This is a genomic window from Dermacoccus sp. PE3 (assembly GCF_001021715.1).
In the GTDB taxonomy this organism is placed as follows: Bacteria; Actinomycetota; Actinomycetes; order Actinomycetales; family Dermatophilaceae; genus Dermacoccus; species Dermacoccus abyssi.
Map to the genome: position 1 here is coordinate 278,005 of NZ_LDCM01000004.1, position 20,840 is coordinate 298,844.

Annotated in this window: 22 protein-coding genes and 1 pseudogene; 7 read left to right on the forward strand and 16 right to left on the reverse strand. The window is 69.5% G+C overall.

All coding sequences use genetic code 11. From position 1 onward, the window contains the following. Positions 1-45: 45 nt before the first annotated feature. The 12 genes and pseudogenes from hemC to AA983_RS11770 form a co-directional block, all read right to left on the reverse strand. Positions 46-1,040 (reverse strand): annotated as a pseudogene (hemC, locus tag AA983_RS11720) (hydroxymethylbilane synthase). Beyond that, the gene (locus AA983_RS11725) at positions 1,037-2,341 is read right to left on the reverse strand and encodes a glutamyl-tRNA reductase (RefSeq protein ID WP_047312436.1); all 1,305 of its coding nucleotides are present in this window, start codon (positions 2,339-2,341) and stop codon (positions 1,037-1,039) included. Before AA983_RS11725 ends, hemC begins: the two are co-directional and overlap by 4 nt. Then, the gene (locus AA983_RS11730; RefSeq protein ID WP_047312437.1) at positions 2,338-3,018 is read right to left on the reverse strand and encodes a redox-sensing transcriptional repressor Rex; all 681 of its coding nucleotides are present in this window, start codon (positions 3,016-3,018) and stop codon (positions 2,338-2,340) included. The genes AA983_RS11725 and AA983_RS11730 overlap by 4 nt, the downstream gene beginning before the upstream one ends. A gap of 182 nt (positions 3,019-3,200) precedes the next feature. Beyond that, the gene (locus AA983_RS11735) at positions 3,201-3,443 is read right to left on the reverse strand and encodes a glutaredoxin family protein (RefSeq protein WP_369798813.1); all 243 of its coding nucleotides are present in this window, start codon (positions 3,441-3,443) and stop codon (positions 3,201-3,203) included. Between the two features lie 164 nt (positions 3,444-3,607). After that, positions 3,608-3,706 (reverse strand): 30S ribosomal protein bS22, encoded by a 99-nt coding sequence (locus AA983_RS15255; protein ID WP_003792170.1) that lies wholly within the window; start codon positions 3,704-3,706, stop codon positions 3,608-3,610. A gap of 365 nt (positions 3,707-4,071) precedes the next feature. Continuing rightward, on the reverse strand, positions 4,072-5,268 hold the full coding sequence (locus AA983_RS11740) for an acetoin utilization protein AcuC (RefSeq protein ID WP_047312439.1): 1,197 nt from the start codon (positions 5,266-5,268) through the stop codon (positions 4,072-4,074). Between the two features lie 5 nt (positions 5,269-5,273). Then, on the reverse strand, positions 5,274-5,831 hold the full coding sequence (locus AA983_RS11745) for an N-acetyltransferase (RefSeq protein ID WP_047312616.1): 558 nt from the start codon (positions 5,829-5,831) through the stop codon (positions 5,274-5,276). A 116-nt stretch (positions 5,832-5,947) separates the two neighbouring features. Continuing rightward, the gene (proC, locus tag AA983_RS11750) at positions 5,948-6,742 is read right to left on the reverse strand and encodes a pyrroline-5-carboxylate reductase (RefSeq protein WP_047312440.1); all 795 of its coding nucleotides are present in this window, start codon (positions 6,740-6,742) and stop codon (positions 5,948-5,950) included. Positions 6,743-6,747: 5 nt separating this feature from the next. After that, positions 6,748-7,662 (reverse strand): hypothetical protein, encoded by a 915-nt coding sequence (locus AA983_RS11755; RefSeq protein ID WP_047312441.1) that lies wholly within the window; start codon positions 7,660-7,662, stop codon positions 6,748-6,750. A 70-nt stretch (positions 7,663-7,732) separates the two neighbouring features. Next, a complete protein-coding gene (locus tag AA983_RS11760; RefSeq protein WP_182434773.1) occupies positions 7,733-8,548 on the reverse strand; it encodes a sugar phosphate isomerase/epimerase in 816 nt (271 codons plus the stop codon). Next, positions 8,548-9,471 (reverse strand): Ppx/GppA phosphatase family protein, encoded by a 924-nt coding sequence (locus AA983_RS11765; RefSeq protein ID WP_047312443.1) that lies wholly within the window; start codon positions 9,469-9,471, stop codon positions 8,548-8,550. The genes AA983_RS11760 and AA983_RS11765 overlap by 1 nt, the downstream gene beginning before the upstream one ends. Before the next feature lie 19 nt (positions 9,472-9,490). Further along, positions 9,491-10,366: a hypothetical protein gene (locus AA983_RS11770; RefSeq protein ID WP_052947092.1), complete on the reverse strand. Its 876-nt coding sequence runs from the start codon at positions 10,364-10,366 to the stop codon at positions 9,491-9,493. 148 nt (positions 10,367-10,514) lie between these two features. On the opposite strand from AA983_RS11770, the gene AA983_RS11780 reads away from it, so the two are divergent. The 5 genes from AA983_RS11780 (at position 10,515) to AA983_RS11800 (ending at position 16,098) form a co-directional block, all read left to right on the forward strand. Further along, positions 10,515-11,360 (forward strand): hypothetical protein, encoded by an 846-nt coding sequence (locus tag AA983_RS11780; protein ID WP_047312446.1) that lies wholly within the window; start codon positions 10,515-10,517, stop codon positions 11,358-11,360. 257 nt (positions 11,361-11,617) lie between these two features. Then, positions 11,618-13,036 carry a DNA repair protein RadA gene (gene radA / locus AA983_RS11785; protein ID WP_047312447.1) on the forward strand — a complete coding sequence of 473 codons (1,419 nt, stop codon included), beginning with the start codon at positions 11,618-11,620 and terminating at the stop codon, positions 13,034-13,036. Between the two features lie 141 nt (positions 13,037-13,177). Then, positions 13,178-14,023, forward strand: coding sequence for a CoA ester lyase (locus tag AA983_RS11790; protein WP_047312448.1), 846 nt, complete (start codon positions 13,178-13,180; stop codon positions 14,021-14,023). Between the two features lie 118 nt (positions 14,024-14,141). Continuing rightward, positions 14,142-15,221, forward strand: coding sequence for a DNA integrity scanning diadenylate cyclase DisA (gene disA / locus AA983_RS11795; protein WP_047312449.1), 1,080 nt, complete (start codon positions 14,142-14,144; stop codon positions 15,219-15,221). A gap of 4 nt (positions 15,222-15,225) precedes the next feature. After that, positions 15,226-16,098, forward strand: a complete 873-nt coding sequence (locus AA983_RS11800; RefSeq protein WP_047312450.1) for an A/G-specific adenine glycosylase — start codon at positions 15,226-15,228, stop codon at positions 16,096-16,098. A gap of 74 nt (positions 16,099-16,172) precedes the next feature. Here AA983_RS11800 and AA983_RS11805 read toward each other — a convergent pair whose 3' ends face one another. From AA983_RS11805 to AA983_RS11815, 3 genes are read right to left on the reverse strand one after another with little or no spacing between them, the layout of a single operon-like run. Further along, positions 16,173-16,709 (reverse strand): gluconokinase, encoded by a 537-nt coding sequence (locus tag AA983_RS11805; protein ID WP_047312451.1) that lies wholly within the window; start codon positions 16,707-16,709, stop codon positions 16,173-16,175. 23 nt (positions 16,710-16,732) lie between these two features. Continuing rightward, on the reverse strand, positions 16,733-18,175 hold the full coding sequence (locus AA983_RS11810) for a gluconate:H+ symporter (RefSeq protein WP_047312452.1): 1,443 nt from the start codon (positions 18,173-18,175) through the stop codon (positions 16,733-16,735). Positions 18,176-18,233: 58 nt separating this feature from the next. Further along, the gene (locus tag AA983_RS11815; protein ID WP_047312453.1) at positions 18,234-18,722 is read right to left on the reverse strand and encodes a hypothetical protein; all 489 of its coding nucleotides are present in this window, start codon (positions 18,720-18,722) and stop codon (positions 18,234-18,236) included. A 140-nt stretch (positions 18,723-18,862) separates the two neighbouring features. Between AA983_RS11815 and AA983_RS11820 the strand changes: the two genes are divergently transcribed. Continuing rightward, the gene (locus tag AA983_RS11820) at positions 18,863-19,216 is read left to right on the forward strand and encodes a hypothetical protein (protein ID WP_052947093.1); all 354 of its coding nucleotides are present in this window, start codon (positions 18,863-18,865) and stop codon (positions 19,214-19,216) included. A 63-nt stretch (positions 19,217-19,279) separates the two neighbouring features. Here the strand turns inward: AA983_RS11820 and AA983_RS11825 are convergent, their stop codons facing one another. After that, the gene (locus tag AA983_RS11825) at positions 19,280-19,780 is read right to left on the reverse strand and encodes an amino-acid N-acetyltransferase (RefSeq protein WP_047312454.1); all 501 of its coding nucleotides are present in this window, start codon (positions 19,778-19,780) and stop codon (positions 19,280-19,282) included. A 90-nt stretch (positions 19,781-19,870) separates the two neighbouring features. Between AA983_RS11825 and AA983_RS11830 the strand changes: the two genes are divergently transcribed. Next, entirely contained in the window at positions 19,871-20,776 is a 906-nt protein-coding gene (locus AA983_RS11830) for a ketopantoate reductase family protein (protein WP_047312455.1), read from the forward strand. Positions 20,777-20,840: the final 64 nt, after the last annotated feature.

Genomic DNA, 20,840 nt, shown 5'->3' on the forward strand with positions numbered 1-20,840 from the left:
CGAACGCGACTCGGGTGGCCGACTTGGCCTGCTTGGCTGCGGTGCTCACTTGGATCGCTCCGATTCGGTGGTGGTTTCGACGCGCGGCGTCTGCTGCCGCGGTTCGCGTGGGGGGATGACGGCGGCCGCGCCGTCGTCGAGCAGGGTGCGGGCGAGACGCTCGCCGATGCCCTGCGGATCGTCGTAGGGGCCGACTTCGCTGCGGCGCAGCTCGAGGGAGCCGTCCGTGGCGCCGACGAAGGCGCGCAGCGAGATCTCGAGGGTGCCGTCGGGCTCCTCGACGATCTCGGCGAGGGCACCGACAGGTGCGGCACAGCCGGCCTCCAGGGCTTCGAGCACGGCTCGCTCGGCCGTGACGGCTGCGCGGGTGTCGGCGTCGTCGAGCTCGGCGAGCACGGCACGCGTGACCTCGTCGTCCTCGCGGCACTCGAGCGCGAGGGCGCCTGGCCGGGGGCCGGCAACATCTGCAGCGGGTCGATGGTCTCGCTCGCCTCGTCGGTGCGGCCCACGCGGGCCAGGCCGGCGCGAGCGAGGACGACGGCGTCCATCTCACCCTTGGTCACGAAGCCCATGCGGGTGTCGATGTTGCCGCGGATGTCACGGATTTCCAGTCCGAGGCCGAGGGCCTGCAGCTGGGCCGCACGTCGCGGAGAGCCGGTTCCGACCACGGCACCCGCCGGCAGTTCACCGAGCGTCAGGCCGTCGCGGGCGACGAGGATGTCACGCGGGTCTTCACGCGTCGGGATACCGGCGACGACGAGGCCGGGCTCGGGTGCGACGGGCAGATCCTTGAGGGAGTGCACGGCCATGTCGACCTCGCCCGAGAGCAGTGCCTGACGCAGTGCGGCGGCGAAGACGCCCGTGCCACCCATCTGGGCCAGCGGGGCCAGGTTGATGTCGCCCTCGGTCGTGACCTCGACGAGCTCGACCTCGTGGCCGTGAGCGCGCAGGGCGTCCGCGACGTGGGTCGACTGGGTCACCGCGAGGTGGCTACGCCGCGTTCCGAGTCGGATCGGGCGCTCGTGGCGGGGGGCACTCATGGCAGCTCCGGGGGGACGGACACGACGCGCGTCTGCGCCGGGTCGAGGTCGAAAAGCGTGGAAAGAACTGCCGCGTAGTCGCTTTCGCCGACGTTTCCGCCCTGGCCGGCAAGCTCCTTGATGCGCACGGTGGGCGTGTGGAGCAGCTTCTCCACGACGCGGTGCACCGTGAGCTGCACCTGGGCTCGGGTGGTCTCGTCGAGGTCGGGTACGCGGGTCTCGAGGCGGTTCAGCTCGGCGCTTACGATCTCCGCGGCGTTCGCGCGCAGCGCCGCCACCGTGGGGGCGACGCGCTCGGCGCGGCGGGCGACGACGAAGTCGGCCACCTCGCTCGTCACGAGGTCCTGGACCGCCTTGATCTCGGCCTCTGCGCCGGGCTGGCCCTCGACCTGCGGGCCGAGATCCTCGAATCCGAGCACAGCCACGCCGCGAACGGCCGCGACCTCGTCGGCGATGTCACGCGGCAGGGCGAGGTCGATGTAAACCTGAGGGCGGCCGTCAGGGTTGGCGCGGGCGGCCATCGTCGCGTCGATGACGTGACCAACGGCGCCCGTACACGACACGACGAGGTCGGCGGAGGCGAGGGCCGCGTCGAGCTCCTCGATGGGGCGCGCGTCGCACCCAGCGGCGTCCGCAAGACGACGAGCCGCGTCGTACGTGCGGTTGACGACGGTGACGGAGCCGAGGCCGTGGCGCACGAGCGTGTGCGTGGCGAGCGAACTCATCGCGCCGGCACCGACGACGACGGCGCGCACCCGCGTGAGGTCACCGAGCATGTTGCCCGACAGTTCGAGTGCCCGCTCGACGAGCGAGCGGCTGACGGAGTCGATGCCGGTCTCGGAGTGCACGCGCTTGCCGACGCGCAGCGCCTGCTGCACCAGGCGGCTCATGACGGGGCCGATACGGCCCGATTCCTGACCTTCGCGCAGGCTGTCGCGCATCTGGCCGAGGATCTGGCTCTCTCCGACGGCGAGCGAGTCGAGGCCGGCCGCGACGTTGAACAGGTGCGCGACGGCGCGCTCGTCGAAGTGGACGTAGAGGTAGTCGCGCAGGTCGGCCATCGGCATGCCGGTGACGTCGGCGAGGGCGTCGCCGAGTTCGGTGACGGCACCGTGGAACGTCGTGGCGTCGGCGTAGACCTCGACGCGGTTGCACGTCGACAGCACGACGGGCTCGGTGAGGTTCTCGCCCTTGCCGAGGCGCTCGAGCAGATCGGCCTGGCCCTCGGCGTTGAGGGAGGCCTTCTCGAGCACGGCGAGCGGGGCCGAACGGTGGGAAAGCCCCAGAACAATGACGCTCAAACCATGAGCTCCTTCATCTCGCGATCCCCCTGTGGCCCTCGCGCGTTCTGTTCACGAAACGCGAGGATCTGAAGTTCGGTTGCCATGTCGACGCCGCGCACCTGCACGTCGGAGGGCACGGTGAGCACCGCCGGCGCGAAGTTGAGGATGCTGCGTACCCCCGCGGCGATGAGGCGGTCGGCGACCTGCTGAGCGGACGGCGCCGGCGTCGCGATGACGCCGATGACGCCTTCGTCCACCTGCGGTACGAGCGCGTCGAAGTGGACGACCTTCTGGCCGCCCACGACGGAACCGACGACGCGCGGGTCGTCGTCGATGAGCCACTTGATCTCGAAACCCTTGACGCCGATGCCGCCGTACGTGGCGAGCGCGCGGCCGAGGTTTCCCATACCGACGATGGCGACGGCCCACTGCCGCTCGAGGCCGAGGGCTCCGGTGATGTGACCGGCGAGGGTGGCGACGTCGTACCCGACGCCGCGCACGCCGTAGGAGCCGAGCGCGGAAAGGTCCTTGCGCAGTTTCGCGGAGGAGACTCCGGACTGCTCGGCGAGCGTCTCGGAGGAGATGGTGGTGTGGCCGTCGGTGGCCACCTCGCGCAGCACCCGGAGGTACACCGGTAGGCGGTTCACAGTCGCGTCCGGGATATCCCGGCGCGCTGCGGCCTGCTCGGTGCTCACGGCGGCGCTACCTTTCGTCGGCGTCTGCGCCTGTCGGCGCGTATACCAAACGTCTGCAGAAGGCTCTGCAGGACCCCCCGAGCTTAGGACTTAGTGCAACCGTTCACAAAGTCGACCGGACCCCCTTTAGGGCGGAATGGCGCCCCAAACGTGGCACCGAACTGGACAAGGGACCTTCGTCCCTATGCGCCCCTCGGCGGCGCGGACAGTGCCTTGCGGAGCCGGTTCTCATCGACGCGCCAGTAGTCGTGCTGGCGTCCGTCGACCAGTGTGACGGGGATTTGCTCGGCATAGCGGGCGACCAGCTCGGGATCGTCGAGCATGTTGAGCTCCTCCCACTCGACGCCCTCCTCACGAGCCACGCGCTCGATGACGGCGCGGGCGTCGTCGCAGAGGTGGCATCCGGGCTTGCCGATCAATGTAATTCTTCTCACAGCTACCTCCTGGTCACCGCTCGTCCATGTGCCGCCGACGTCCACGGCACACGCTGTTCGGGCGAGGCGCGGGGCATTCCTATCGCCTCGACGATACGCAAGGGCCCCTGCACGCCACGAGTGCGTGAGGGGCCCGAGTGCTCGAAGTGATCAGGTCACTTCTTGTTGCGACGCTGGTGACGCGTCTTGCGAAGCAGCTTGCGGTGCTTCTTCTTGGCCATGCGCTTGCGGCGCTTCTTGATGACGGAGCCCATGAGTGAACCGTTCCTTACCTTGTGTCCTTGGCGATGCCCGGGCCGACATTCGCCGATGAATACCAGCGGCGCCACGAGGACGCCCGGCCACGGGAATATCTGCACCATCCTATCGTCAGGCGATTTGTCGCGCGAAATCGCCATGCTCCCTTGCCCCGTCTTCCGACTCGGCGACCTCGCAGGCTCGGTCGCCGAGTTCGGTGCGACAGGGCTGCGGGGCGTCCGCTTCCAGCGTGGTTACGTCACCGAAGAGGGCTGCGGCTTTCGCAGCGGATCACCGCTCACTACCCGCGATGTTGCCTCAGATTCGCGGGACCGGTGCCCGCTCCCCCGCTCAACATCGGATCAGGGGAGCCGCTACGCGGCTAGTCGAACCAGACGTCCAGCCCGTGGAGCGGGAACACGGCTTCGCGGGTGGCCATGACGGCTTGGTCGACGGTGGATTCGGGGTGCATTCCGGAAGCCCAGGACTGGAACCAGACGTCGTCCTTCTCGGCGACGCCGTCGCCCATGCGGCTGGGCGCGGTGCGGCCGGTGATCTCCTCGACGTGGGCGCGCCACTCCACGGGCGTCTCGGTTTCGAGAGAGATAGGCCGGTCGGCGGCGATGGCCGTGAGGTGCGTCCAGGAGCGCGGCACGACGTCGACGAGTTCGTAGCCGCCGCCACCGAGGGCGACCCAGCGTCCGTCACACACGTCGTGCGCGAGTTCGTGCAGCGAGCGGTGCGCCATCTTCTGCGCATCGACGGTGAGCACCATGTGCGCGAGGGGATCGGAGTAGTGCGAGTCGCAGCCGTGCTGCGTGACCATGAACTGCGGTTTGAACGCCGTGACGACGGGGTGGACGACGGCGTGCAGGGCGCGCAGCCAGTCGGAGTCGCCGGTACCGGGCGGCAGGGAGATGTTGACGGCGCTGCCTTCGGCGTCGGGGCCGCCGATGTCGCGGGCGAAGCCGGTGCCCGGGAAGAGAACGGTGCCCGACTCGTGGATCGAGATCGTGAGCACCCGCGGGTCGTTCCAGAAGACCTTCTCGACGCCGTCACCGTGGTGAACGTCGATGTCGACGTAGGCGACCCGCTCGACGCCCTGGTCGAGCAGCCACTGGATGCCGACCGCAGCGTCGTTGTAGATGCAGAAACCGCTCGCCTTGTCGGGCATGGCGTGGTGCAGGCCCCCGGTGAAGTTGACCGCGTGGCGCGCCTCGCCTGAATGGACGGCCTGCACGGCTTGCAGCGTGCCGGCGGCGATCAGCGCGGACACGTCGTGCATGCCCGCGAACGCCGGGTCGTCCTCGGTACCGATACCGAAGTTCTCATCGGCCGACGCCGGGTTCTGCGACGCCGCACGCACCGCGTCGAGGTACTCACGCGAGTGAACGGTCTCGAGGAAGGCGTCAGACCCGTCGGGCAGCGACGGCGCTTCGATGCGAACGTGCTCGAAAACGCCGAGACCCTCTGCGAGCTTCGCCGTGAGGGCGAGACGCAGAGGGTTCATGGGGTGGCCCTCGCCGAAGTCGTACCCCACGAGCGCGGGGTCCCAGATGACGAGGGCCGTGTCGTCCATGTCGGTCAGTGACGGGAGTCGAGGACGGCGCTCGGAACGTGCTCCGGGTCCGTGGTGATCGGGTAGACGAAGGCGATCTCTTCGGTGGACTCGGTGTCGGGGGACGCCGGGTTCATCGGACGGCGGTAGTCGGTCGGCCGGAAACCGTGACCGGACGCGAAGGCCACACCGCGGGCGTTGTCGGTGCCGACCCAGTACAGAACGGCTCCGAGGTTGTCCTTGCGAGCCTGCTCGAGGAGCGCCTCGAGGAGGTTGACGGCCACGCCGGTGCCGCGCTGCGAGGGAGCGACCCACAGGCCGAAGAGCTCGCCGTAGGGCTGGTCGACCTCGTCGTTGCTGTGGGTGCGCAGCGAGACGATGCCCACGCGCTCGCCGGCCTCGTTCTCGGCGAGAAGGCGACGCGAACGGCGCATACGCGAGCGCCACTCGTCCTCGTCGATCTGCTTCTCACCCGACGCCGTGGCCGCAAACGCCTCAGGGGATTCGTTCAGCGCGCTGAGGCGAACGTCGCGATAGGTCTCCCACTCGTCTTCACCGAGGGTACGTACAGTCAACGCAGTCATGGCCATATCGAATCACGTTTGAACGTCGCTTGGCCTCTTGAAGCGCCTTCCGCATCACATCGCGGGCACACAGTTCACCGGGCGACAACTGGGAATCGGCTGAAGGCGACGCGGCGTCAGTTCATCGATGCCGAGCGGTCGTGCGAGGCTTGCATCGCGGCCACCATGGCCGCCCGTACGGCGCGTCGATCCAGCTCTGCGAGCGCCATGATCGTCGTGCCGCCGGGGCTCGAGACCTTCTCGCGAAGCTGCACCGGGGAGTCGCCCGATTCAGCCAGCATCGCACCCGCTCCGACGATCGTCTGGACGGCAAGACGGTGAGCGACGTCACGCTGGAGGCCGAGCAGAACGCCTGCCTCGACCATGGCGTCGGCGATGTAGAACAGGTACGCCGGGCCGCTTCCGGAGACGGCGGTGACGGCGTCGTGGTCCTTCTCGGCCACCGTGACGACGTCGCCCGAGGCCGCGAGGAGCGACTTCGTGCGGGCCAACTGCTCGTCGCTGCACGCCTCGTTCGGCGTGACGGCGTGCATGCCCTTGCCGACCATCGAAGGGGTGTTCGGCATGACGCGCACGACGGCGACGCCGTCGGGCAGCTTGGCCTCCATCGACTCGAGCGTGCGGCCGACGGCCAAGGAGACGACGACAGCGTCCTTCGTGAGGTGCTCGCCGATCTCGGTGAGGATGTCATCGAGCTGGTACGGCTTCACGCCGAGCACGACGGTGTCGGCGTCAGCGACGGCCTCGGTGTTGGAGTTCGTCGCCTCGACGCCGAACTTCTCCTTGAGCGCGCTGATGCGCTCGTCACGGCGCGCGGTGGCGACGACGTCGGCGGCGTCGTAACCGCCCGCGAGGGCCCCGGCCATGACGGCCTCGTTCATGTTGCCCGTACCGATGAATGCGATGGTCATGGGGATCAGCCCTTTCGTCGAATGGGGTTCGGCAGGCTCAGCGCCAGCGAGGGGCGCGCGGCCACGAGGTTCGCGACGTACTCGGCCCACCGAGGGCCGTAGGGCACGAGCACGCGGGTGGCGAGCGTGTCGATCTCGCGCTGACGCGCACTCTGAGTACCCAAGGGCGCGATGACCTCGGCGCCTTCCGCTCCGTACCGTTGCACCAACGAGCCCACGATGTCGAGCAGCAGCGCGTCGTCGGTGTCGAAGCTGACCTGCGCGCCGCCGGCCAGCAGTTGCTTCGTGATGTCGACGAAGGCCGCGCCGCTCTCGCGCGCCGACGTGAGGCCGATCGCGGCGTCGAGGCGACCGGTGGCGAGGCGCACCCGCTGCCCCTCACGCGCCAAGTCGGAGACCTCCGTGGGTAGGCGGCGAAGACGCGTCGGCAGGACGATACCGACCTCCGGGAAGTCCTGACGCAGCTCGTGACCGAGGACGTGGACGGCCTCGATGAGCGCGGCATCGGGGATGGTGAGCGTCAGGCTGACGCCGGCGTTGCGCGCCGCCTGACCGACCTCGCGCAGCGCGTTGAGCAGGATGCCGGGCGTGACATCGGGCGCGAGCACACCGAAGGTCGCGACGTCGAGTGTCAGGTCGGGCGCCTCGGTGCCCGCGGCGGCGAGCCAGTTGAGGGCGCCGATCGTCTCCTGACGCGCGGTGATGATGTCGTCCGGGCTTGCGGCGTGGGTGAGCAACGGCATCCACGAGACGCGCTGGCCACCGACAACCACCTCACCGGTGACGCGGATGGCGTCGTCGACGCTCTCGCCCGCAACGAGCACTTTCGAGGCCGCACGCGCGATCGGCCCCCGCGACGTCAGCGCCAGTACACGCGAGGTCGCGACGGGAAGGCGAGGTGTCAGTGAACGAGGGTCCATGGCAAGGTGTCGTCTCCATAGCGCGATTTCGCTCAAGCCTACTCGGCGGCGTGTACGGGGCACAGCGCCCTCAGGGTGCGGACGCCTCCCCCGCTCCGATTGCGAGGTGGAGGCGGGCGAAGGCGAGGGCCTCGGCGAGATCGATGAGCCTGTCCTCGTCAGAAAGGCGCCGGGTGCCGACCTCAACGACGACGTCCCCGCTGAAGCCCGTTCGGGACAGGTGCTGGAGCAGTTCGGCGCACGGCTGGTTACCTCGGCCGGGCACGAGGTGTTCGTCCTTGTACGAGCCCAAGCCGTCGGCGAGGTGGATGTGCGTGAGGCGGTCACCGAGCTCGTCGGCGAGCGCCAGGGCATCGCTACCGGACGTGGCCGTGTGCGAGAGATCGAGAGTGGTGTGGGAGTAGTGGTTGCGCCGCAGATCCCAGTGCGGCAGGTAGGCCTGAACCTCGCGGCCCCGGGCCCGCCACGGGAACATGTTCTCGACGGCGAGGCGGATCTGCGGGTGCTCGCGTTCGCGTTGCGCCACACCTTCGACGAAGCCCGTCGCGTACTCCTTCTGCCACCGGAACGGTGGGTGCAGGACGACGGTGGACGCACCGACGTCACGCGCGAGCGCCACGGAGCGGTCGACCTTGCCCCACGGCTCGTTGCCCATGACGCGCTGGGTGAGCAGGAGCGTCGGCGCGTGGACCGACAATACGGGCACACCCCAGCGCTCGACGAGATCCCGCAGGAACTCGGGGTCCTGACTCGCCGCCTCGTTCCACACCATGACCTCGACGCCGTCGTAACCGAGCTCGGCGGCGATACGGAAGGCCGCCGAGGTGCCGAGCGGGTAGCACGACGCCGTCGACAGGCCGACGCGGATGGGTGCGGGCACCGTCATCACTCCAGGGCGTCGAGGCGGCGCAGGATGAGGCCCTCGCGCAGGGCCCACGGGCAAACGTCGAGGCGCTCGACGCCGAAGATGTCCATCGTGGCCTCGATGACGACGGCGCCGGCAAGAACCTGGGCCGAGCGTTCGGGCGAGACGCCCGGCAGCGAGGTGCGCTCCTCGGCGGTCATGCTCGCGAGGCGCGGAACGAGGTCGGCGAGCGCCGCGCGTTCGAGGCTGCGGTGCACGAACGGGCCGTCGCTCGACGGCGCCGCCCCACACATGCGGGCGAGCGATCGGATCGTCTTGCTCGTACCGACGTACCGATCGGGCGTGCCCCAGCGCGTCAGGGTGCGAGCCGACGACGCGATCTGAGTGCGCACCTGGGCACGCACGGCACGCAGGTCCTGGGCCGACGGCGGGTCGCCGTCGAGAGTGCGCGTGAGGCGGCCGGCACCCAGCGGAAGGCTGATGGCGGTGTCGGGCGTCTCGTCGATGCCGGTGGCGAGTTCGAGCGAACCGCCGCCGATGTCGATGCCGAACAGGCGTCCGCTCGACCACCCGAACCAGCGGCGGGTGGCGAGGAAGGTGACGCGGGCTTCGTCCTCGCCGGTGAGGACGCGCAGGCTCTGCCCGGTGACGTCGCGCACGTGGTCGAGAACGGCCTGGCCGTTCGGTGCCTCGCGGATGGCGGAGGTGACGAACGACATGAGCTCGGAGATGCCGAGGTCCTCTGCGATCTGGACGCATTCACCGACGAACTGCGTGAGGTCACGAATGCCCTCGTCGTCGATGAGCCCGTCGGCCGTCACGTGCTCGGACAGGCGCAACAGACGCTTGTGGGACGTGGCAGGAAGTGGCTGAGCCCCGGGATGGGCGTCGACCACGAGGAGGTGGACCGTGTTCGATCCCACGTCGATCACTCCGAGGCGCATGGTTGGCAGGGTATCGGTCTCAGCGGAACGTCGGATACCAGGCCACGTATCCGGACTCCAGCGCCGTGAGGCCCTTACCGAAGTGCTTGTTCAGCAGGGCCTCCAGCGGTTCCTTCGTGCGCACGGCCTCGGAGTAGAAGACCATCACCTTGTCGTGTCCGTGGGTGTCGCGCAGGTACCGGGCGAACGTGAAGGCCGTGTAGTAGGCGTCCGCGGCGTTCGCTCCGCGCAGTTCCTCGTCGCTCGGCACGTGGGGCGAGATGTCATCGCGCTTGTGGGGCGCCTGCGGCACGGTGCGCTGCCCCACGTACTCGGCCCACCCCTCGAGCAGCCAGAGCGGACGCTCGGTGGCCAGCTTCTCGAGCGTGAGCGCGTGGAACGCCTCGTGCGCGAGGGTCTCGCGGGTGGTGAGCGTGTCGGGGTTCTTCACCGTCCAGTCACTCATGACGACGAACGGCAGGCGCCCGCCCCCGGTGACGGTGTTGGCCAACTGGGACGCCTGATCCTGGCCGGTGTACTCCTTGAACTCGGCGTTGTCGCGCGGCACGAGGACGAGCAGGGCATTCTTCGAGGCCTGCGGGTCGAGGGCGCGTACCGACGCCGCGGCCTTGGCGCTGCCCTCGACGATTCCGTTCGGTATCCGGGTGCCGTTGGAGGCGACGATCATCGCGCCGCCCGGCGTGCGTGCGTTCATGCCCGCGCCGACCTTGGTCTCGAGATCGCTCTGACGCACGCGTTGCGCCGGGTCGGTGACGGGCTGGGTGGTGGAGGGCGACGACGACCGCTCCGCCTGTTGATCCAGGACGTGACGGACGGCGTCACAACCCGACACGAAGAGGCTCGCCGCGAGGACGCCTGCGGTGACACCCGCACGCACTCGTCGTCGCATCGGCATGCCTTCCTCGCTTCGGGGTTCGAACGCGCTGCTCGCCGGGCGTCCGGGGCCGGGCGGGCCGGCTCGTCACCACAGTAGAGCCCGCCCCTGACAGCCCGCTCCGGCTCTGCTCGGAAGAGGCGACGAACACGCCACCTAAGATCGTGCAGTGACTGAATGTGACCTCGAGATCCCGCGCACGTGGGTGGAGTTCGACGATCCGGCGAGCGAGCCCGACGCGGTCGAACGCTTCCGGTGCGACCTCACGTGGCTGACGTCGAGTTGGACGTGCACGTTCGGTTCCGGCTGCGCGGGCATCGACGCGTCGAAGCCCGACTTCGGGTGCTGCGTGTTGGGCGCCCACTTCACGGGTGACGAGGACGAGAAGCACGTGGCTGAGGTCGTCGCGACGCTGACGCCGGACGATGTCCAGTTCTACGACGAGATCGTCTCGGACGCCGGGTGGGTGGAGACCGACGACGAAGGTGACCGCAAGACACGCGTCGTCGAGGGCGCCTGCGTGTTCCTCAACCGGCCCGGCTTCGGCCAGGCCGTGGACGGCGGGGACGACGACGTCGACAACGGCGCCCCCGGGCTCGGGTGCGCGCTGCACCAGAAGGCGTGGGCGACCGGCGTCGAGCCGTGGACGCTGAAGCCCGAGGTGTGCTGGCAACTGCCGATCCGCCGTTCGTACCGGCGCGTGACGCTGCCCGACGGCGAGGAGTACCTCGAGACAACGATCGCCGAGTACGACCGGCGCGGTTGGGGCTCGGGCGGTCACGATCTCGACTGGTACTGCTCGGGCAACTCCGAGGCGCACATCGGCGCCGACCCCGTCTACGTCTCGCAGAAGCCCGAACTCGTCGAACTCATGGGCAAGCAGGCCTACGACGTCCTCGCCGGGTACTGCGATGCACACCTCGCCGCCGCCCGGGCCTTGGCCGTGACACCGGCGGGTCGCGACCTGCTGCCGCTCTACGTCCACCCCGCGACGCTGGAGGCCGAGGGGCGCTGAGGCTCCGCGCAGGCGTCCCCGCTGGGCTGTGGAACGCCCGACGTTGGGAGTTTTTCGGCCGAAGCAGCGACCGTTGGCCGTGAAACTCCCAAGGTTGGGGGTTTGTCCGCGACGACGCGTGTGGCGGCCACCCCGGCCGACGTCCGGAGTTGGTGCACGAGATCAAGACATCGTGCTCGTCGCTCGCCCGGTCGGTCGACCACCGGCACCACCTCGTCACGACGGGGTTGTCAGTGCCGGCCTCTAGGGTTTGAGCCATGGCAAGCAAGGCTTCGAAGCGACCGACGTACCGGTGCACCGAGTGCGGCTGGCAGACCGTGAAGTGGGTCGGCCGCTGCGGCGAGTGCCAGGCGTGGGGAACCGTCGAGGAGACGGGCGCCGTCGCCGTGCGCACGCAGCCGGCCGCGAAGGTGATGAACCCGGCCAAGCCGATCGGTGACGTCGACGCCACGCGTGCCGCCGTCACGACAACAGGCGTCGGCGAGTTCGACCGCGTCCTCGGCGGGGGGCTCGTACCGGGGGCCGTCATGCTCGTCGCGGGTGAGCCCGGCATCGGCAAGTCCACGTTGCTGCTCGACGTCGCCGCCCGCACCGCGCGTACGGGCGCGAAGGTGCTCTACGTCAGCGGCGAGGAATCCGCTGCTCAGGTACGTCTGCGCGCCGACCGCACCGACGCCGTGGCCGACACGCTCTACCTCGCGAGCGAAACCGACCTCGCCACCGTGCTCGCCCACATCGACTCCGTCTCCCCCACCCTGCTCGTCATCGACTCGGTCCAGACCATCGCGAGCGCCGAGATCGAGGGCAGCGCGGGCAACGTCTCGCAGGTACGCGAGGTGGCCGCCGCGGTCATTCAGGTGGCCAAGGCGCGCGGCATCTCCACGGTGCTCGTCGGGCACGTGACGAAGGACGGCTCCATCGCCGGCCCGCGTCTGCTCGAACACCTCGTCGACGTCGTCATCACCTTCGAGGGCGAACGCCACTCGCGGCTGCGTCTCGTGCGCGCCGTGAAGAACCGGTACGGCCCCACCGACGAGGTGGGCTGCTTCGACCTGTCCGACGGCGGCATCGAGGGTCTCGCCGACCCGAGCTCGCTGTTCCTCACGGCCCGCGACAAACCCGTCGCGGGCACGTGCGTGACCGTGACGCTCGAGGGCCGTCGGCCGCTCGTCACCGAAGTGCAGGCCCTTGTCGCACCGTCGCCCGGCGGGTCGCCGCGACGCACGACGTCGGGCGTCGATTCTTCGCGCACCGCGATGATCCTCGCCGTTCTCGAGCGCCGCGCGGGCGCGCCGGTCAGCCGGGCTGACTGCTACGTCTCCACCGTCGGCGGCGCGCGGTTGACGGAGCCCGCGGCCGACCTCGCCGTCGCGCTCTCGCTGCTCAGCTCGGCGCAGGAGAAGCCGCTACCCGGTGGCCTCATCGCCGTTGGAGAAGTGGGGCTCTCCGGCGACATCCGGGCTGTCAGCGGTGTCGCGCGTCGACTCGCCGAGGCCGCACGCATCGGCTTCGACAAGGCGATCATCCCTGCCGGCTCGCTCGGCACCGAGAAGCCGCCGGCCGGCATGCGCATCGCAGAATGCGCCGACCTCGGCTCGGCCATGCGCGCTGTCGGCACGGCCTCCTCCGCATCCCATCCGTCGGCCGATGCCGACGCGGCGCCCTCCCCCGGCTGACTCTTCCGACACGCGAACGTGTCCACCGCCGCCCATTCGTACTGCGGAGTACGCCCCGCCGACCCTTAGGGTGATGTACGTCGAGCGCGCCTTTGCGGCCGCGCGGACGAAACCGACGACGACTGAGGAACGAAACAAGACGTGTTTTCCGGACGCAATGCCCGCGCGGCCGCCCTCCCGGCCACCCTGTCCCGTAGCTGGCTGCTCGCCAGCGCCATGAAGCCCGAGCTGTTCGACACCGCTCTGGCATCCGAGGCCGACTCGGTCATCTTCGACATCGAGGACGCGGTGCCGGCCGAGCACAAGTCCTCCGCCCGTGACGCGGTGGTCAACGCCCTGCGCGACGGCATGACCGGCTGGGTGCGCATCAACGACATCAACACCGAGTACTGGGCCGACGACCTCGAGGCGCTCCACGGCGTACCCGGACTGCGCGGCGTCATGCTCGCCAAGACGGAGAAGCCGGAGCACGTCACGCTCACGGCCATGCGCCTGGCCGCCGGCACCCCGGTGCTCGCGCTCATCGAATCGGCCCTCGGCGTCGAGAGCGCCACGGCCATCGCCTCGGCCCCGGGCACGTTCCGCCTCGCCTTCGGCGTCGGCGACTTTCGTCGTGACACCGGCGCGAGCGACGACCCGATGGCTCTGGCCTACGCGCGCGCCAAACTCGTCGTGGCCTCCCGCGTCGGCCAGCTGCCCGGCCCGATCGACGGCCCCACGCTGACCGACTCCGACGACGCGCTCCTCGAGGCTTGCAAGGTCACGCAGAGCATGGGCATGACCGGCAAGCTGACGCTGCGCGCCGAGCAGACCGACACGATCAACCACGGCCTCGCCCCGAGCGACACCGAGATCAAGTGGGCCGCCGAACTGCTCGATGAGCACGAGCACGGCGGCGGTTCGCGTGACGGCAGCTACGCCCCGCGTCTGGCCCGCGCCCAGAAGATCCGCAACCTCGGCGAGTCCTACGGTCTGTGGACGTCCTGACCGTCCGGTGAACGCGGCCTCGGACGCACGTCACGAAGGTGTCACGACGTGCGTCCGAACCGCCTCGGCACGTTATGTTCAACATGGTGATTCACCGCCCGGTGTAAAGGAGAAGAGCGTGGCTGAGCGTTCCGACGAGACGCTCCTGTGGGAGACCCTCGCGGCCATCGCCCCCGGCACGGAGTTGCGTGACGCCCTGGAGCGCATCCTGCGTGGCCGCACGGGCGCACTCATCGTCGTCGGGCACGACGACGTGGTCGACTCGATCTCCACGGGGGGGTTCCCCATCGACATCGAGTTCTCGGCCACGCGACTTCGCGAGCTGGCCAAGATGGACGGCGGCATCGTCGTCTCGTCGGGTCTCGAACGCATCATTGGCGCCGCCATCCAGTTCGTGCCGGACAGCTCGATCGAGACCCGCGAATCCGGCACGCGTCACCGCACCGCCGAGCGCGTCGCGAAGCAGACCGGCTACCCCGTCATCTCCGTGAGCCAGTCGATGCAGATCATCGCCGTCTACGTCGGCAACCTGCGTCACGTTGTCGAGGGTTCCCCCGCCATCCTGTCGCGCGCCGGTCAGGCCCTGCAGACGCTCGAGCGGTACAAGAAGCGTCTCGACGAGGTCACCGGCTCGCTCTCCGCTCTCGAGATCGAAGACCTCGTGACCGTGCGCGACGTCGCCCAGGTGCTCCAGCGCCTCGAGATGGTGCGCCGGATCAACGACGAGATCTCCGAGTACGTCGTCGAACTCGGTACCGACGGCCGCCTCATCGACCTGCAGCTGCAGGAACTCGTCGGCTCCCTCGGTGACGACCGGGAGCTCGTCATCCGCGACTACCTCGCCTCGGCCCGTGACGGGTTCACGTTCGAGCAGGCCGACGCCAACCTCGCCGCCCTCAGCTCCGCGGACCTCATCGACATCTCCGCCAACGCCCGCGCCGTCGGTTTCGCCGTGGTCGGTGACTCCCTCGACGCGCTCGTCACGCCTCGCGGATACCGCCTGCTGTCGAAGGTGCCGCGCCTGCCGGGCGCCATCATCGAGCGCCTCGTCGACAACTTCGGCAGCCTGCAGGCTCTGCTCGGCGCCGAGTTCGACGACCTGCTTCAGGTCGACGGCGTCGGCGAATCCCGCGCACGCGCTGTGCGCGAGGGGCTCTCCCGCCTCGCCGAGAGCAGCATCCTCGAACGCTACGTCTGAGCGCGTGAGCACCGACCTCGTCGTCCGGCTGAACGACTGGTTCCTCGCCCACTCGCGCCCGCTGCCGTGGCGTGAGCCCGGCACGACGCCCTGGGGCATCTTCCTCTCCGAAGTGATGAGCCAGCAGACCCCCGTCGCCCGCGTCGTGCCGCTGTGGCAGGAGTGGATGGATCGCTGGCCCACGCCCGCGGACCTCGCGGCCGCACCGGCCGGCGACGCCGTCCGTCACTGGGGTCGCCTCGGCTACCCGCGCCGGGCGCTGCGTCTGCACGCGGCGGCCGTTGCGATGGTCGAGCGACATGACGGCGACGTGCCGTCCACGTCCGAAGAACTGCTCGCGCTTCCGGGTGTCGGCGAGTACACGGCAGCCGCGGTGGCGGCGTTCGCGTTCGGGGAGCGCATCCCCGTCATCGACACGAACATCCGACGCGTCGAAGCGCGCGCCGTCACGGGTGTTCAGTTCCCGCGCCCCAGCCTCAGCGCCGCCGAGCGGGCGTTGGCCGCTCAACTGCTCCCGCATGAGGACCACGTGTTGTGGAACGCCTCGTCGATGGAGTTCGGTGCGGTCGTGTGCACCGCGAAGGCGCCTGCCTGCGGCGAGTGCCCGGTCCTCGACCTGTGCGCGTGGCAGCAGGCCGGCGCTCCGGCGTACGACGGCCCCGCACGACGCGGACAGGCCTGGGCCGGAACGGATCGCATGGTTCGCGGCAAACTGCTCGCCGTCCTGCGCGAGCGTGACGGCGCGGTGCCGCACGACGACCTGCGTCAGGTCTGGGACGACGAGGTGCAGCGTGAGCGCTGCCTCGACTCGCTCGTAGCCGACGGGCTCGTCGACCTCGTGGGCGACGACTCGTTCGCCCTGCCGGGGCACGCCTAGCCGGTGACGTTCGTTGCGGTTGGTGACGGTGCACCGTCACCAACCGCAACGAACTCAGCCAACCAGAGCGTTGGTCAGGTGGCGGAGCCCTCGGCGTCGAGGTTCAGCGCCTTGAGCACCTCGCGGAGCACGGCCTCCTGGCCGCCCGTGGACTCGACGATGACGCCGGGCTCGTCCTCGCTCAGCTCCTCGAGCGTGTCGAGCTGTGACTGCAGGAGCGACGCCGGCATGTAGTGACCCTTGCGCTCGGCGAGGCGGCGCTCGAGTTCCTCACGCGACACGTCGACGTGGCAGAACGTCACGCCCGGGCGCCCCTCGCGCAGCAGGTCGCGGTAGGTGCGCTTGAGCGCACTGCACGTGATGACGGCGCTCTTGCCCTCGCCCTCGTGCTCGTCGATCCACTCACCGATCTTGCGCAGCCACGGCCAGCGGTCCTCGTCCGTGAGCGGGATGCCGTTGCGCATCTTCTCGACGTTCGCCGCGGGGTGCAGGTCGTCGCCTTCGACGTACGTCCACCCCAGGTGCTCCGCGAGACCCTCGGCCACGGTGGTCTTGCCGGAGCCGGAGACGCCCATGACGATGACGAACTGCGGTGCCCTGGGAGAAGTCATACGGCTCACCCTAGACCCGGCGCTCACACGAGCATCCAGGCCATGGCGCAGAACGCGAAGCCCGCGACGGAGATGGCGGTCTCCATGAGCGACCACGACTTGAGCGTCTGGACGACCGTGAGCCCGAAGTACTCCTTGACGAGCCAGAAGCCCGCATCGTTGACGTGGCTGAAGAACACCGAGCCGCACCCGATGGCCAGCACGACGAGGGCGAGCTGGTTGGCGTCGAGGCCGGTGAGCATCGGCGCGACGATGCCGGCCGCAGTGATGGTCGCGACCGTCGCCGAACCCGTCGCGAGACGGATACCGACGGCGACGAGCCACGCCATGAGCAGGGGCGAAAGGTTCTTGCCCTCGGCCCATTCCTTGATGACGTTGCCGACACCGGCGTCGACGAGCAGCGTCTTGAAACCACCACCGGCAGCGACGATGAGGATGATGCCGGCGACGGCGGGCAGGCCGTTGCTCATGACGCCGTTGGCGGTCGCGAGCGACATCCCGCTGCCCTTACCGAGCGCGAACAGGGCGACGAGCACGGCCAGCATGAGTGCCACCGACGGCGTGCCGAAGAACTTCACGACGGTGAGGAACGTGCCCGAGTCGGGCAGGAAGATCTCCGTGATCGATGCGAGCAGCATGAGCACGACAGGCAGCAGGATGCAGCCGATGGCCGCGCCGAACGAAGGGCGCTTCGTGGCGGGCGAGGCGGCCTTGCCGTCCGCCGACTCCTCGGCCAGGTCGGAGTCCCCGACGGCCGCACCGGGCGAACCTGCGTCGGCAGCGAGTTCGGCGGGAGCGTCCACCGGCACGAGTCGGGCAATGAGACGCGCGAGCAGCGGGCCCGCGATGATGAGCGTCGGGATGGCGAGGAGCACGCCGAACATCAGGGTGCGGCCGGTGTCGGCCTTGACCGCCTCGATGGCAGCCACCGGGCCGGGGTGCGGCGGCACGAGTGCGTGGAGCACCGAGAGGCCTGCGAGCGCCGGGATGCCGACGAGCAGCACGGGCTGCTTGGCGCGGCGCGCGACTGAGAGAACCACCGGGATGAGGAGGACGACGCCGATCTCGAAGAACATCGGCAGACCGATGATGGCCGCGACGAGCGCCATCATCCACGGCAGCGCGGCTGCTTTCACGCCGAAGACGAGCTTGTCGACGATGGCGTTGCCGCCTCCGGAGTCCGCGAGCAGCTGGCCGACCATGGCGCCGAGCGCGACGAGCAGACCGACCGAGCCGACCGTCGTGCCGAACCCGGTGGTGAAGCTCTTCACTGCGGCCTCGCCGGGCACCCACGCCACGAGCGCAAGCGCCGCGCTTCCGAGGATGAGCGCGAGGAACGGGTGCAGCTTGGCGGCGGTGATGCCGAGGACGACGACGGCGATGCCCGCGAGCGCCGCGAGCGCGAGTTGCCCGGACGACGCGCTCGAGAGCGGCTCGGCAGCGTCGGCTGCCAGGAAGTGGACCATGAGGTGTCCTTCGAACGGAGGTGGGTGAAACGACGTACCGGTCGCACGCGGGCCGACGTCACCTCACCGTAGGACTCCCCCACGGCGGCCAAGCCCCCGGATCGGTTCCGGTTGAGTCACGATCTTTCACCGGCCCGCTCGCCCCCTCGGCTCCCCGTGAGTGACGCGGCTGCGGCGCAAACGCCTGCCACGTACCGCTCGCGATGCCCGCAGCGATCTCGTTCCGGCGCTTGCGGGCCGCCGTGAACGTCGACGCCCGCTCGACGTGAATCACTCCGCCGTTGCGCGCGACGTAGACCGGCCACGGCCGGCGCAGAAGGACGCGCCACAGGGCAAGAAGCGGAAGAGTCAGGAGCAGCAGTGCCAGCTCGCCCATGACGAGACTTGCCGCCACGACTAGAGGCACGAGGAGAACAACCAGGACGACCGCCCCTGCATCGCCGGAGAGCCCACCGAGACTCCTGGTGTCGCTCTTGCCGAAGAAACCCAGAAGCAGTTCGGCGACGCGCGGTGTGCCCGGCTCCCACGGCAACCAACGGCATCGCACGCGCTACACCTGCCGACGCGTGCCGTCGTCACCCGCGATCGTCACCTTCACGGCCCCAGTGTCCTCCACGCCTGATCGGTTCGCCCGCACAGTGGGCTGTACTGACCTGCTTCCCCACCCGTTCTCGTACCGTTGTCGACATGAACGAGCCTGCTGCGCTTCGCATCACGGCCCTCGGGAACCGAGTCGCGTCGATGGGCCAGAAGGTCATCGTCGAGGTCGACGCCGACCGCACGCACGTCACGCTGCGCGCTCCGTTCTACCGTCGCTCGATTCCGCTGCGGGACATCGCATTCGCCGAGGCCCACCCCGACGACGGTCGCAACCACGGCGCCCTCAACTGGTTCGTCGTCGGCCGGGAGAACTCATCCGGCGGCGTGCGCCTCAACACCGGCGACATCGTGACGAGCGACGTTCGCCGTTACGGCGTCGTCGTGGACACCATGGAGCGGGCTCGGCAGATCGTCGACGCCCTCCGCGTCACCGGACACTGACCCGGCCCGGCCCGGCGCACAGCGCTGGGCCGGCGTCGACGCCAGAGGACAAGGACACACCCCTCACAGCTGCAGCAGCATCCTCGTGTTGCCGAGCGTGTTCGGCTTCACCCGATCGAGGTCGAGGAACTCGGCGACACCTTCGTCGTATGACTGCAGCAACTCCGCGTACACCTCGCGCGTGACGGGCGCGCCCTCGATCTCGACGAAACCGTGGCGACCGAAGAAGGCCGTCTCGAACGTCAGGCAGAACACGCGGCTCACGCCGACGGCGCGGGCGCGGCGCACGAGCTCGTCGAGAATCATCGAGCCGATGCCACGGCCCTTGACCGTCGGTGACACCGCGAGCGTGCGAACCTCCGCCACGTTCTCCCAGATGACGTGCAGGGCGCCGCAGCCGACGATCTCGCCGTCCAGCTCGACGACGACGAACTCCGACAGCGACTCGAAGTACGACACGACGGGCTTGTCGACGATGGCCTTCGACTCGACGTACGGCCCCACGAGCGTCCGAATGCCCCGCACATCGGGCGTGCGGGCGCTGCGCAACTGCGGGGAGGTCATTCCTTCAGCCTACGACGCCGCCGAACGCGGGGTTCGCCGTGATTGGATCGAGAGACTCACGCCCCCGAGTCGGAAAGCGCCAGGCACCCCGTGGAGAACTCACCCCAGCACATCGTCGTCCTCGGCCCCGGCGGTGTCGGTGGCCTCATCGCGGCCCTCGCCTCGCGCGCCGGGCACCGCGTCACGTGCCTCGCGTCCGAGTCGACGGTGGACGTTCTGCGCCGCGACGGCATCACCGTCAGCAGTGCACAGTTCGGCGACTTCACCGCGCCGGTCGAAGCCGACACGACGCTGCGTGAGCCCGCCGGCCTCGTCTTCGTCACCGTCAAGGCCACGAGCCTCGAGGCGGCGCTCGATCGCCTCGACCCCGACGCCATCGGTGGCGCGCTCATCGTCCCGCTGCTCAACGGCGTCGACCACATGACGCTCCTGCGCGAGCGCTACTCCCCCGAGCAGGTGACGGGCGGGGTCATCCGCGTGGAGGCCACGCGCCCGCGGCCGGGCATCGTGGAGCACGCCAGTTCGTTCGCCGACATCGACCTGGCGAGCTCGACCACCGACCGGGCCCGCCTCGACCAAGCCGCCGCCACACTAAGTGCGATCGGTCTCGGCGTTCGCGTCCTCGACGACGAGGCGCAGATGCTCTGGGCCAAGCTCTCCTTCCTCGGCCCGTTCGCCCTGTCGACGACGGTGAACCGCGCACCCATCGGCGTCGTGCGCACCAAGCACGCCGACGAGCTCGACTCCATGATCGACGAAGCCGCCCTCGTGAGCTCCGCCGAGTGCGGCGCCCGCTTCGACGAACGAGCCCGACAGCTGGCGGACGCGCTCGGAGACGCCGCGAAGTCCTCGATGCTGCGCGACGCCGAAGCCGGCCGTCCGACGGAGATCGACGCCATCGGCGGCGCCCTCCTGCGCGCCGGGGAGCGTCACGGCATCGACACCCCCGTCATCCGTGACGTCATGACGCGCCTGCAGCCACAACAGTCCAGCTGAGAGCGCCCCCAGCACACGGCGAAGCGGCGGCCCGCCTCCCCGAAGGGAAGCGGGCCGCCGCTTC